Raw genomic sequence first — 13,059 nt, forward strand, 5'->3', positions numbered from 1 at the left:
CACAGACAGAGCCCTCTCGACCGGTCCGCCGTCCTGGCCGAGGGGGCTCGGCCATGCCCGGCCGCGCGGGACCCGCATCCCGCGCGGCTGTTCCGTTCCGTACGACCGTTTCAGGCCCGTACGACCGTCTCTGATCCGTACGACCGGAGCCCGGCGGAAGGCGCCGGAGCCCGCTGACGAAGTGCTCGCTCATCGTGTGTGCGCGATCACCGTCACGACAACGGCACGGAAGGTCAAGAACAGGCAAAACCGTTCGACTTCCTGATCTGCGTTCATGTCCTTGACCGACGCACCCTTGACCCGCCGCCGCGCCAGGCGGTTCAATCCCCAAGTCCCCGCTCCCGCACGGGGTTACCGCCGACCGGAACGCGCCCCCTGACGAAGCGCTCCTACGTTCAACAGGCGGACCCCTGGAGGGGTGACATGAACAGCCTCGACTGGATCGTGCTCATCGCGTATTTCGGAGTCATGATCGCGATCGGGCTCTGGTCGCACAAGCGCGTGGACAATGTCAGCGACTTCTTCACCGCGGGCGGCAAGATGCCCTGGTGGCTGTCGGGCATCTCGCACCACATGTCCGGGTACAGCGCCGTGATGTTCACCGGGTACGCGGGCATCGCCTATCTCTACGGCGTCACCTCGTTCGTGACCTGGTCCCTCCCCATCGCCATCGGGATCGGGATCGGCGCGCAGATCTTCGCGCCCCGGCTCAACCGGCTGCGCTCCCGGCTCCGGGTCGCCTCCCCGCTCGAATACCTCAAGAACCGGTACGACCTGAGAACGCAGCAGGCGCTCGCCTGGTCTGGGCTGCTGCTGAAGATCGTGGACGTGGGCGCCAAGTGGGCCGCCATCGCCACCCTGCTCTCCGTGTTCACGGGAATCTCCCTCAACCAGGGCATCCTCATCACCGGTGTCATCACCGGCATCTACTGCACCGTCGGCGGGCTGTGGGCCGACGCGCTCACCGAACTGGGCCAGTTCGTCATCCAGCTCTTCGCCGGCATCGCGATGCTCGTCGCGGTCATGGGCAAGCTCGGCGGCTTCAGCGCGCTGTGGACGGTCTGGGACAAGCTCCCCGACGGCCACGCCGAGCCGACGGCGGGTCCGTACACCGTGACGTTCCTGCTGGCGTTCCTCTTCATCAAGACCTTCGAGTACAACGGCGGCATGTGGAACCAGGCCCAGCGCTACATGGCGACCGCGAGCGCCCGGGAGGCGACGCGTTCGGCGCGGCTCTCCGCCGCCCTGTGGCTGGTGTGGCCGCTGGTGCTGTTCTTCCCCATGTGGTGCGCGCCGCTGCTGGTGGAGGCGCAGAAGCCGGACGCCTCCGACTCGTACGCCCTGATGACCGAACAGCTCCTGCCGCACGGGCTGCTGGGCCTGGTCATCGTCGGCTTCTTCTCGCACACCATGGCGATGTGCTCCTCGGACGCCAACGCCATCGCTGCGGTCTTCACCCGGGACATCGCGCCGGTGCTCTCCCGCGCGGCGCGCGGCTGGTCGGACCGGGCGGGGCTGCTGGCGGCGCGGCTGTCGACGATCTCGTTCCTCGCGCTGTCGATGGCGATCGCCACCCAGGTCAACTCGCCGACGTTCAAGGACATCATCACCGTCGTCATCAAGTGGGTGGCCGGGCTGATGGGGCCGATCGCGATCCCGTTCATGCTGGGGCTGCTCAAGCCGTTCCGCAGGTCGGGCCCGACGGCGGCGCTGGTGAGCTGGGCGATGGGGCTGCTGGCGTTCTGGCTGGTCAACTACCCCATCAACTGGAACGTGGACGGCGGCGTGCCGCTCCAGTACCAGGTCTCCGTACCGCTCGCCGTCTCGCTGGTGCTGTACGTGGTGATCGGCTTCCTGAAGCCGGAGGACACCCCGGAGCGGGACGCGCTGCTCGGCCGGATCGACGGGGACGGCCACGAGGAGACCGACGGGGCGGGCGACGCGAACGGGAAGACGGACGGAGACGCGAACGGGAAGGGTCCGAAGGGAAAGGGGCCGAACGGGAAGGGGCCGAACGGGAAGGGGAAGGGTCCGAAGGGGCCCGGGATCAGCCGCGCGGGTAGCGGGACAGCCACCCCGACTCCGTGACGGCGGCGCTGTGCAGCGCCGGCCCCTGGGTCATCTCCATCGCGAAGTCGTCCGCGATCTCCAGCAGGGTGGGCCGGCCCTCCAGCTCCGCCAGCCAGGCGGGCGGCAGGGCCGTCTCGCCGTGCAGGGTCCCCAGCAGCGCCCCGCAGAGCGTGCCGGTGGCGGCGGAGGGTCCCTCGTGGTTGACGGCGAGGCGCAGCCCGTGGCGTACGTCCTCGGCGACGAGCGCGCAGTAGACGGCGACGGCGAGCGCCGACTCGGCGGTGCGCCCGTCGCCGAGCGCGGCGATCTGCTCCGGGCCCGGCACGCCCTGCCGTACGAGTTCGAGCGCCTGCCGCAGGGCCACCGTGACGGGCTCGTGGCCGGTCCGCGGGGCGATCAGCACGCAGGCCCGCTCCACGCCCGCCTCCAGCGTCCCGCCGCGCGCCACCTCGTGGACGATCACGGCGAAGGCGCCCGCCGAGATGAACGCCCCCGGGCAGCCGTGCGTCTGGACGGCGCACTCCAGCGCGAGCTGGCAGACGAGCTGCGGCTCCCACCCGACGAGCAGCCCGAACGGCGCGGACCGTACGAGGGCACCCGCGTCCCGCGCGATGGGGTTCTTGGGCCGGTCGAGGGTGCCCATGATCTGGTCGCCGAAGCCGGTGAGGCAGGAGATCGTCGGGTCGCGGCGTACGTACAGCCACTCCTCCTGGGCGAGCCACCCGTTGTCCTTGCGCCGCAGGTCGGGCCCCCAGTCGCGCTGGGTCGCCGCCCACCGCAGATGCGAACGGTGCACGTCGGTCGGCGGATGCCAGGCCCCGGTGTCCCGGCGCACCTGGGCGCGGATCAGCCCGTCGACGGTGAACAGGGTGAGCTGGGTGGACGCGGTGACGGCGCCGCGCCGGCCGTACGCGGGGACGAGGTCGACGACCCCGTCACCGCCGTGGGCGGCCCTGATCTCGTCGAGCGTGAGCGTGGCGACCCCGGCGCCTAGCGCGTCCCCCATGGCACCGCCGAGCAGGGCGCCCCGTACCCGGCTGCGGAAGTCCTGTTGCTCGGCACGGCCCCAGATGGCTCCGGACAGTGTGCTCACACGTCCCCCTCCCCTGCTGGGCCCCCGATGTGCCTCCGCGCGACTGCGCAGCACTGTAATCGAACGGGGACAGCGGGTTGAGGGCGCACTCAGGCGCGCAGGGCAGGCCGCTCCAGATGCGTGGCGGCGCGCAGCAGCCACTCCACCGGTCCGATCCGGAACCGCCGCATCCACCAGGCGCTCCACGCCAGTTGTACGGCGAAGATCCCGACCGCGACGGCGATCACGGCGGCGTACGGCACCCGCCCGATGAGACCGAGCCCCACCCCGGTGAAGATCAGCCCGCAGAGCAGCGACTGGCTCAGGTAGTTGGTGAGCGCCATCCGCCCCGGCCGCGCCAGCACCTCGGCCAGCCGCGCGCCGCGCGCGGTACGGAAGACGCGCAGCAGCGTGGCGACGTACGCGGCCGTGAGGAACGGCGCGGTGACGAGGTGCGCGGCGGGCGCGAAGAGGTTCTCGGGCCCGGCGACGGTGTAGGCGAGCGAACCCGCCAGGCCGACCGGGAAGCCGACGAGCTGGATGAGCCGCAGCTTCCGCCGGTACGCGGCGGGGTCGGGGGCTGCGGTGTGGTCGAGCGCGCGGCGCTTGCCGGCGGCCAGCCCGACCAGGAAGGCGGAGAAGGCCAGCGGCCCCTGGAAGAAGAGGATCAGCGGCAGCGCGGTCGTCAGCGAGTCCAGCCGTTCCCCGACGACGGACCCGAGCCCGCCGCGCATCGCCTCGGTGGCGGTCCGCCCGTCGGCGAGCATGGTGGCCCGCTCGGCGGCGGTGGGGGAGGCGGAGGCGCCGTCGATGACGGCCACGAGGACGGCCACCGCCAGGAAGATGAGCGCGATCACCCCGGTGATGATCCCGGCCACCCACAGCGCGCGGCGCGGCGAGATGCCGCGTACGAGGAAGAGCACCAGGCCGAGCAGGGCGTACGTGACGAGGATGTCGCCGTAGAAGAGCAGCACCGCGTTGGCGACACCGATCAGGAACAGCCCGCCGATCCGCCGCAGGAAGCGGGGCCGGAAGGAGAGCCCGCGCGCGGCGGCGGAGTTGAGCTGGAGGGTGAAGCTGTAGCCGAAGAGGAAGGAGAAGAGGAGATAGAACTTCGACTCGAAGAGGAACTGGACCACGCCCGAGGCGAGATGGTCGTGCCAGGCGGTCCTGGCCGGGTCGGGCATGTCCAGCAGGGTGTAACCGCTCGCGAAGAACGGGATGTTGACCATCAGGATGCCGAGGAGGGCGAAGCCGCGCAGCGCGTCGACATCCGCGAGGCGCGCGGTCGGGGCCTTGCCGAGCGCCGGGGCGCCCGGGAGGGCGGGCTCGGTCGGAGGGGGTGCTGTCATACCGTACGACGGTACGGAGCGGGGGCGGGCCGCCGCATCCGACCAAAGTAGCGCGGGCGGTTCTCTTCGGTCTGCCGCGTACCAGGCTCTCCCCGCCTACGCCCAGCGGGCGGCGAACGCGTCGCGGGCGGCGACCACGCGGGCGAGCCGGGGGCGCAGGACGACGGTGTCGATACCGGGGGCGTCCAGCAGCTCTTCGAGGTGGAAGGCCATCTGCGCGAGGTCTTCCCATGCGTGTTCGATGGCGAGCAGGGTGGTGAGCGCGGCGTCCAGCGCCTCCCCGTCCCCGCGTACGGCCCCGCTCAGCATGGCCACGTACGCGGGCATCTCGACCGCGAGGTCCTCGGCCTCCGCCAGCAGCCGCTCCAGCTCCCGCCACAGCGGGACCCCGGCACCCGCACCCTCGGCCACGGTCACCGTCAGGGCCCGCTGGAACGCGCCGTACACCGGCTCCTCGGCGCTGTACCGCTCGGCGGCCTCCAGCGCCTCGGGCCACTGCCCGGTACGGCGCAGCGCCTCGCTGCGGTCCTCCAGATCGTCGTGGTCGGCGGCGGTCAGCTCGTCCAGCAACTGAAGGGCCTCCTGGTACCTGCCCAGCAGCAGGCTTACGGCCGCCGCTCTGCTCCGGGGGATGTCCGCGCTGTCCGTGTCCGGGTCCAGCGCGATGCACTGCCGGAAGCCGGCGTGGGCCTGCTCGGGGCGGCCGGCGGCCAGTGCCGTACGGGCCCGGAAGTAGTGGTGCCACGGGTTGTCCGGATCGATCTCCAGGGCTCGGTCCAGGTCGGCGAGGGCCTGGCCGTAGCGGCGGCGGGTGTGGTGTGCCCTGCCGCGCAGAGCGAGTGCCCAGTCGTCGTCGGGCCGTTGGTTCAGCACCTCGGTGAGATCGGCGACCGCCTCCTCGTGGAGTCCGGCGCTCAGCCGGGCCTCTCCTCGCTCCACCCGGATCCACACCATGTCCGGCTCCGCGTCGACGGCGCGCTCCAGATCGGCCAACGCGCCCGCCGGGTCGTCCAGTTCGGAGCGGAGTCGGGCCCGGTGCGCCAGGGCCCAGGCGTACTCGGGGTACAGTTCGATCGCCCGGTCCAGATCGGCGCGCGCCTCGGTGTGCCGCCCCAGTAGATGGCGCGCGGCCCCCCGGCCGGCCCAGGCCGAGGCGTAATCGGCGTCGAGCGTCAGGACACGGGTCAGCTCCCGTTCCGCGTCCTCGTTCCGGTCGGCGACCCGGTATGCCTCACCCCGCTCGGAGCCGATCCAGGCGTTGTCCGGGGCCAGTTCGACCGCACGGTCCAGGTCAGCGAAGGACGGGGCGAGTTCCCCCATGTCGCGGAAGACCCGGGATCTGCGGACCAGCGCCCACAGATAGCGGACGTCCAGTTCCAGGGAACGGCCGAAGTCGGCGAGAGCGGCCGCATGCCTGCCCAGCCCGTGGTGGGCGGCGCCCCGGCAGGCCAGCGCGTAGGCGTTGACCGGGTCGAGTGCGAGGGCGCGGTCCAGCAGGTCGAGGGACTCCTCGCGCCGGCCCGCGAGCCGTAGCGTCTCCCCGTACTCCTCCAGGATCCACGCCGTGTCCGGGGCCAGTTCGTCGGCCCGGCGCAGATCGGCCAGGGCGGCTTCGAGGCGGCCGTCCAACTGGTGGACGTAGCCCCGGCCGTAGTACGCCCTGGGCTCGTCCGGGTCGAGGGCGAGCGAGCGGTCGTACTCGGCCAACGCCTCCGCGTACGCGCCCGCCTCGCGCAGTTCCGTCCCCCGTACCCGGTGCGCCGCCGCGCGGCCCCCGGTGTCCAGTCCCGCCCGGTCGAGCAGCAGGCCCAGCGCCTTCCGTACGCCCTGCTCCTCGTCGTCGAGCGCGGCCAGCAGCCGCTGCCCCCAGTCGCGGGCCGTCGCGTCGCCGGTGTCCTCGCCCGCCTCCGCCAGCACCTGGGCCGCTCGGCGGGCCGCCGCCGGGCTCTCGCGGCAGCCGTCGACCACGTCCCGCAGCGCCCCGGGGAGCGCGCCGCGCGGGCCCGCGCACAGCCGGTGGTACGTCTCCTCGAAGCGCAGCGCGCGCCATTCGGCGTTCTCCCACACCTCGTCGGCCGGCAGCTCCGTCTCCGTCTCCGCGCGCCAGCGGGCGAAGCACGCGGCGAGCGCGGTGTGCCGTTCGCGCCAGCCGCGCGGGGAACGGGTGCGCTGGAGGCGGAGCATGGGGGCGCGCACCACGCCGTGGTACGCGACCCCCGCGTCCTTGCGGGTGGCGAAGGGCAGCGTCCGCAGCCAGTCGTACAGCCCCGCCGCGTCCTCGGGCACGACCTCGCGGAAGACGTCCTCGTCGAGTCGGCGGGGCAGGGCGCAGGCGAGGGCCGCCGCACGCCGTACGGGGTCCTGCTCCCACTTGAGGAAGCGTTCGACGGCGGTGGCGCTGGGGTCGCCCACGTCGTCGGGGTCGGTGGGCTGGTTCTCCGCGAGGGTGGAGACGAGGACGGGCAGGCGGCCCGAGAGCCGGAGCACCTCCTCCACGACGGACTCGTCCGTGACGCGCTTCGCCGCGAGGAGGGTGCGCGCCTCCCCCTCCGTGAAGGGCGCCAGCGGCAGGCTGGTCGCGAAGTCCCCGTACCCGCCCCAGCAGGCGGTGTCCAGGGGGCGCTGACCCGCGAGCGTCACCACGACCCGGCCGGGGAAGTCCCCGTACCGGCCTGCCTTGATCAGGTCGCGCAGCCAGGTGTCCAGGAAGGGCGCGGTGCGTTCGTACGTGTCGAAGAAGAGCGCGATCCAGGGGATGTCACGGGAGATCCCGGTGAGTTCGGTGACCAGGACGGGGGTGAGGACCTGGTCCGGCCGCAGGACGAGCTGGACGTCCTCCTGGTCGCGGAAGCGGGCGCTCAGGGTGGCGCGGAGCCGGTCGGCGCCCGCCGCGAGGTGCTGGGGGTCGACGATGTCCGCGAACGGTCCGACGACCGGGACCATCCGGAGCCCGATCATGCCTGCCGTGACGGCGGCGGTGGACCCGGCGGACGCGGCGGGGGGCTCTCCGGCCGTCGCCCCGGCGGCCGACTCGGCTTCGTGGCGCCGCTGCCGGTAGGTGGCGAGCTGCCGGTCGAGCTGCTTGAGCGGGTGGCCCTGCCGGCCGAGCTGTTCGGCGATCTCGGCCAGCGCCTCGGGGACGCTGCTGACGGACTCGTCCAGGTACGCGGTCAGCGCGCCGCACTCCCGGGCGGCGCGCTCCAACTCCCGTACGAGGGAAGTCTTTCCGACGCCCGCGTTGCCGTGGACGTGGAACAGGTAGCGGTGCCGCTCGTCCTCGGGCGGGTAACCGAAGTTCTCGCGGAAGGCGCCGAGTTCGGCGGCGCGCCCGACGAATCTGCGTCGGCGCCCGATCAGTTCGGCCATCGAAGCCTGGTCCGCCCCCGCCTGCGCCACCCGCGTACTCCCCCGTGTTCGGCCGTTGCCGCCCGCTCAGTCCGCCGCTCGGTCCGCCACTCAGTCTGCCAGCAGGGGCAGCAGCTCCGGCAGGTGTCCGTCCGAGGCCGCCGCCGCCCTGATCCGCTCCTCGGGGACCTCTCCGTACAGCGTCGTGCGCGGCTTCGCCGGGCGCCCCGCCGCGTCCGCGATGGCGACCAGGTCCTTGACCGAGCGGTAGGAACCGTAACTGGAGCCCGCCATCCGGGAGATGGTCTCCTCCATCAGCGTGCCGCCCAGGTCGTTGGCGCCGGAGCGCAGCATCTCCGCCGCGCCCTCCGTGCCGAGCTTCACCCAACTGGTCTGGATGTTGGGGATGTACGGGTGCAGGAGGAGCCGGGCCATCGCCATCACCGCGCGGTTGTCCCGGTCGGTGGGGCCCGGACGGGCGATGCCGGCCAGGTAGACGGGGGCGTTGGTGTGGATGAAGGGGAGCGTCACGAACTCCGTGAAGCCGCCGGTCTCCTGCTGGATGCGGGCGAGGGTACGGAAGTGGCCGAGCCAGTGGCGGGGCTGGTCGACATGGCCGTACATCATCGTGGAGCTGGAGCGGATGCCCAGTTCGTGGGCGGTGGTGACGACCTCGATCCAGGTCGCCGTCGGCAGTTTGCCCTTGGTGAGGACCCAGCGGACCTCGTCGTCCAGGATCTCCGCCGCCGTGCCGGGGATCGAGTCGAGTCCGGCCTCCTTGGCGGCCGTCAGCCATTCGCGGATCGAAAGTCCGGTGCGGGAGGCGCCGTTGACGACCTCCATCGGGGAGAAGGCGTGGACGTGCATGCCGGGGACGCGCTTTTTCACCGCGCGCGCGATGTCGAAGTAGGCCGTGCCGGGCAGGTCGGGGTGGATGCCGCCCTGCATGCAGACCTCGGTGGCGCCGACCTCCCACGCCTGTTCCGCGCGGTCCGCGACCTGGTCGAGGGAGAGGGTGTACGCGTCGGCGTCCGTACGGCGCTGGGCGAAGGCGCAGAAGCGGCAGCCCGTGTAGCAGACGTTGGTGAAGTTGATGTTGCGCGTGACGATGTACGTGACGTCGTCGCCGACGGTGTCGCGGCGCAGCTCGTCCGCGATCCGGGTGAGCGCGTCCAGCGCGGGCCCGTCGGCGTGGAGCAGGGCGAGCGCCTGGTCGTCGCTGAGCTTCGTCGGGTCGTCGGCGGCCTGCGCGAGGGCGGTCCGTACGTCGGTGTCGATACGGGAGGGCACCATGCCGGGGGCCGCGGCCTCGCGCAGCGCCTCCCAGTCCCCGTACACCTCGTCGAAGTCGTCGCGCCGGTCGGCGGTGCGGCCCTCGGTGTCGATGGTGCGGTGCAGATCGGTGCGGCCGGTGGCGGTGAACCCCTCGTCCGGCTCCTGCCAGGGCAGTCCCGACGGGGTGACGCCCTCGCGCGCGAGCCCGGTCTGCGGGTCGGCGAGGGCCCGTACGTGCGGCATCAGGCGGGGGTCGAGCCAGGGCTCGCCGCGCTCGATGAACTCCGGGTAGATGGTGAGGCGTTCGCGCAGCTCGAAGCCGGACTCGGCGGTCCGCGCGGCCAGTTCGTCGATGTGCGGCCAGGGGCGCTCGGGGTTGACATGGTCGGGGGTGAGCGGCGAGACCCCGCCCCAGTCGTCGATGCCCGCGCCGATGAGCAGGGCGTACTCCGCGTCGACCAGGTTCGGCGGCGCCTGGAGGCGGGCGGAGGGGCCCAGGATGTGCCGGGCGACGGCGATGGCCGCGGCCAGCTCCTCCAGCTCGGCGTCGGGCATGCCGCGCATGGCGGTGTCGGGCTTGGCGCGGAAGTTCTGGACGATGACTTCCTGGACGCCGTGGTACGCGCGCTGGATCCGGCGCAGCTCGAAGAAGGCGTCGGCGCGCTCCTCGTACGACTCGCCGATACCGATCAGCACGCCGGTGGTGAACGGCACGTTGGACCGTCCCGCGTCCTCCAGGACCCGCAGCCGGACGGCGGGCTCCTTGTCGGGCGAGCCGTGGTGCGGGCCGCCGGGCTCGGACCACAGGCGGGTGGCGGTGGTCTCCAGCATCATGCCCATGCTCGGCGCGACGGGCTTGAGGCGCTGGAGGTCGGTCCAGGACATCACCCCGGGGTTGAGGTGGGGCAGCAGCCCGGTCTCCTCCAGGACGCGGATCGCCATGGCGCGCACATAGGCGAGGGTGTCGTCGTACCCCTCCGCCTCCAGCCACTCCCGCGCCTCGGGCCACCGGTCCTCGGGCCGGTCGCCGAGCGTGAACAGGGCTTCCTTGCACCCCATTTCGGCGCCCTGGCGGGCGATCGCCAGGACCTCGTCGGGCGACAGGAACATGCCGTGCCCGGCGCGGCGGAGCTTGCCGGGGACGGTGACGAAGGTGCAGTAGTGGCACTTGTCGCGGCACAGCCGGGTGAGCGGGATGAACACCTTCCGGGAGTACGTGATCACCCCGGGCCGCCCGACGGCCTCCAGCCCGGCGTCCCGCACCCGCGCGGCGGACCCGGCCAGATCGGTGAGGTCCGCGCCCCGCGCCTGAAGCAGCACGGTGGCCTCGGCGGCATCGAGCGCGACACCGTCACGGGCGCGCTTGAGAGCACGGCGCATGCCGTTGGCTGTCGGCTGTCCGGTCCCGGGGCCCTGCGGTGCGCTCGTAGTCATCCTCCGAGCATACGAGCGCCGGGGTGGATCTTGGCTGCGCGGCAAGAGGTGGTCTTCGTCTCCCCCCGGCCCGAGGGGAAGCACCCCCGTGCGGGGAGGGAAGTGCGACCGGTTTGCGACACTTCGGCCATGGGCGTGGAGACGAGAACGGCAGAGGCGCGAACGACCGGGCAGGGGATACGGCCGCGCCGCATGTCCCCGTGGCGGCTGCGGGCCGCCACGGCGGCGGACGTGGAACCGGTGGCCGAGCTGCGGGCCACGGTCATGCGCGCCGACCTGGAACGCCTCGGCCGGTACGACGAGCACCGGGTCCGGCAGCGGCTGCGCGACTCCTTCTCCACGGAGCACACCTCGATCATCGTCACCGCCGAAGCCGCCGATGCCGAAGCCGCCGAGGGAGCGGTCGCCGGCTGCGTCACGCTCCGCCCCGTCTCCACCGGCCTCCTGCTGGAGCACTTCTACCTCGCCCCCCGCCACCAGGGCCACGGGCTCGGATCAGCCGTCCTGCGTACGGTGCTGAAGCGGGCCGACGAGCGGAACGCCCCCGTCCGCCTCAACGTCCTCCAGGGCAGCGCGGCCCGCCGGCTCTACGAGCGGCACGGATTCGTCCTGGAGTCCGAGGACCCGGTCGATGTCTTCCTGCTCCGCCCGCCACCAGGTACGGACGCCGCGCCCCTCACCTGACCGACGCCTCTTGCTCAGTGACGGCCGGTCGCCCCGTGGACCGGAAGGTCGTCCGTGGTCAGATCCAGGGAGAACGGCGCGGGCAGCGGGATCTCCTCGCCGTACTTGCCCCGCACCATGTCCTGATACGCGCCGTCCCGGGGGCCGGTGTGCAACGCCCACGTACCGTGGCGGGGGTCGATGACGAGCAACACCGCGACTCCGGCGACGGCGTACCAGTCGTTCTTCTGCGTGATGCCCCGGGCCTTCTCCGACCGGGAGATGACCTCGACCGCATGGAGGCCGTCGCGCTCAGCCCCGCGAATTCCCGGGACTTCATCCACTCCATCGTTCAGCAGCTCTGACCGAAAGGATCACTCATGGCCATGGACCACTGGCAGAAGTCGTCGTTCTGCGGTGAGGGCGACGCGTGCCTGAGCGTTGCCGCGACGCCCGGCCGCGCCATACAACTCACCGAGAGCGCCGACCCCGCGCGATCCATACTGGAGACCGACCCGGTCACCTGGGCCAGGTTCCTCCGCGTACTCAAGGAGTCCGACCACCATGGCTGATGTACCCACCGGTCTCGAATGGGTCCGTGCCGCCCCCGAGGGCGATGACGGGCCCGGGCCCTGGATCGAGGTGGCCGCCGGGGCCGGGGATCTGATTCATCTGCGGGAGACCAGCGACCCCGACAACATCGTCACCACCAACCAGGTGAAGTGGGAGGCGTTCGTGAAGGGCGTCCTGGCCGGGGAGTTCGACCACTTCGCCGAGTTGGGTGAGGGCCAGGACGGGGACGGGAGCAAGGGCGGGGACGGCGGCGCGGGCTCGTCCTGAGTCCCGGGCCCCCTGCTCCCTGCTCACTCGTCCCCGCCCGCGCCGCGCCGCCGCGGCTACACGTACGGCGCATACGCGTCCAGCGTGCGCAGGACCTCCGACTCGCCCGCCGGGGGCAGTTGGAGGACGACCTCCTCGATGCCCAGCTCCGCGTAGTGCGCCAGCTTTCCCTCGCTGGGCAGCGTCGCGTACGGGACGATCTGGAGGGTGTCGGGGGCGCGGCCCGCCTCCTCCCAGGCCGTGCGCAGCGCGGGCAGGGCCTCGGTCAGGCCACGGCCGCCGATCGGGAGCCAGCCGTCGGCGCTCTCGGCGATCTGCGCGAAGAGCTTCGGGCCCGCCGCGCCGCCGATCAGGGTGCGCGGGTTGCCCCGTACCGGCTTCGGGAATGCCACGCTCGCCCGTACCGAGCCGAACTCGCCCTTGTACGCGGTCGGTTCGGCCGCCCACAGCGCCCGCATCAGCGCCAGGCGCTCGCCGGTGAGCGCGCGGCGCGTCGACCACTCCACGCCGTGGTCCGCGGCCTCCTCCTTGTTCCAGCCGAAGCCGACCCCGAGCGTGAAGCGCCCGCCGGAGAGGTGGTCCAGTGTCGCGATCTGCTTCGCCAGGTCGATCGGGTCGTGCTGCGCGACCAGCGTGATGCCGGTGCCGAGGCCGAGCCGTTCGGTGACCGCCGCCGCCTGGCCGAGGGCCACGAAGGGGTCGAGCGTGCGGCCGTACTCGCGCGGGAGTTCACCGCCGGCCGGGTACGGCGTCGACCGCTCGGCGGGGATGTGGGTGTGCTCGGGCAGATAGAGACCGGCGAAGCCGCGCTGTTCCAGCTCCCGGGCGAGCCGTACGGGCGTGATCGTCTCGTCGGTGAGGAAGATCGTGGTCGCGATCCGCATGCGTCGTGCCTCCGTGGTCGATGGGTCGATGCCGCCGGTCGGTCGGTCCGCGTCACCGTACCGCCCTTGTTACCTGCCGGTAAGTGCGTACCGGGACGCAATTCACCGGCTGTGTTCCCGCCAT

At 72.3% G+C, this 13,059-nt stretch carries 10 protein-coding genes; 4 read left to right on the top strand and 6 right to left on the bottom strand.

The window, feature by feature from the left end; translation table 11 throughout:
• Nucleotides 1-423 precede the first annotated feature (423 nt).
• Complete coding sequence (locus tag ACIO3P_RS21110) at nt 424-2,088, top strand: sodium:solute symporter family protein (protein WP_401852963.1); 1,665 nt, start codon at nt 424-426, stop codon at nt 2,086-2,088.
• Here the strand turns inward: ACIO3P_RS21110 and ACIO3P_RS21115 are convergent.
• The 4 genes from ACIO3P_RS21115 to ACIO3P_RS21130 form a co-directional block, all read right to left on the bottom strand.
• Complete coding sequence (locus ACIO3P_RS21115; protein WP_329825050.1) at nt 2,048-3,163, bottom strand: ADP-ribosylglycohydrolase family protein; 1,116 nt, start codon at nt 3,161-3,163, stop codon at nt 2,048-2,050. The genes ACIO3P_RS21110 and ACIO3P_RS21115 overlap by 41 nt on opposite strands.
• An 89-nt stretch (nt 3,164-3,252) precedes the next feature.
• Entirely contained in the window at nt 3,253-4,494 is a 1,242-nt protein-coding gene (locus tag ACIO3P_RS21120; protein ID WP_401852964.1) for a DUF418 domain-containing protein, read from the bottom strand.
• Between the two features lie 96 nt (nt 4,495-4,590).
• A complete protein-coding gene (locus tag ACIO3P_RS21125; RefSeq protein WP_401852966.1) occupies nt 4,591-7,890 on the bottom strand; it encodes a tetratricopeptide repeat protein in 3,300 nt (1,099 codons plus the stop codon).
• 60 nt (nt 7,891-7,950) lie between these two features.
• Complete coding sequence (locus ACIO3P_RS21130) at nt 7,951-10,548, bottom strand: bifunctional FO biosynthesis protein CofGH (protein ID WP_401852968.1); 2,598 nt, start codon at nt 10,546-10,548, stop codon at nt 7,951-7,953.
• A 192-nt stretch (nt 10,549-10,740) separates the two neighbouring features.
• On the opposite strand from ACIO3P_RS21130, the gene ACIO3P_RS21135 reads away from it, so the two are divergent.
• Complete coding sequence (locus ACIO3P_RS21135; protein WP_401853253.1) at nt 10,741-11,232, top strand: GNAT family N-acetyltransferase; 492 nt, start codon at nt 10,741-10,743, stop codon at nt 11,230-11,232.
• A 14-nt stretch (nt 11,233-11,246) separates the two neighbouring features.
• Here the strand turns inward: ACIO3P_RS21135 and ACIO3P_RS21140 are convergent, their stop codons facing one another.
• The gene (locus ACIO3P_RS21140) at nt 11,247-11,555 is read right to left on the bottom strand and encodes a Uma2 family endonuclease (RefSeq protein WP_329825045.1); all 309 of its coding nucleotides are present in this window, start codon (nt 11,553-11,555) and stop codon (nt 11,247-11,249) included.
• 36 nt (nt 11,556-11,591) lie between these two features.
• Here ACIO3P_RS21140 and ACIO3P_RS21145 point away from each other — a divergent pair, with 36 nt between their 5' ends.
• Both ACIO3P_RS21145 and ACIO3P_RS21150 read left to right on the top strand, forming a co-directional pair.
• A complete protein-coding gene (locus ACIO3P_RS21145; RefSeq protein ID WP_329825044.1) occupies nt 11,592-11,783 on the top strand; it encodes a DUF397 domain-containing protein in 192 nt (63 codons plus the stop codon).
• A complete protein-coding gene (locus ACIO3P_RS21150; protein ID WP_401789035.1) occupies nt 11,776-12,051 on the top strand; it encodes a DUF397 domain-containing protein in 276 nt (91 codons plus the stop codon). Before ACIO3P_RS21145 ends, ACIO3P_RS21150 begins: the two co-directional genes overlap by 8 nt.
• A gap of 56 nt (nt 12,052-12,107) precedes the next feature.
• Here ACIO3P_RS21150 and ACIO3P_RS21155 read toward each other — a convergent pair whose 3' ends face one another.
• Nucleotides 12,108-12,935, bottom strand: coding sequence for an LLM class F420-dependent oxidoreductase (locus ACIO3P_RS21155; RefSeq protein ID WP_401852970.1), 828 nt, complete (start codon nt 12,933-12,935; stop codon nt 12,108-12,110).
• Between the last annotated feature and the right edge of the window lie 124 nt (nt 12,936-13,059).

The organism is Streptomyces sp. NPDC087310 (genome assembly GCF_044744405.1).
Lineage (GTDB): Bacteria > Actinomycetota > Actinomycetes > Streptomycetales > Streptomycetaceae > Streptomyces.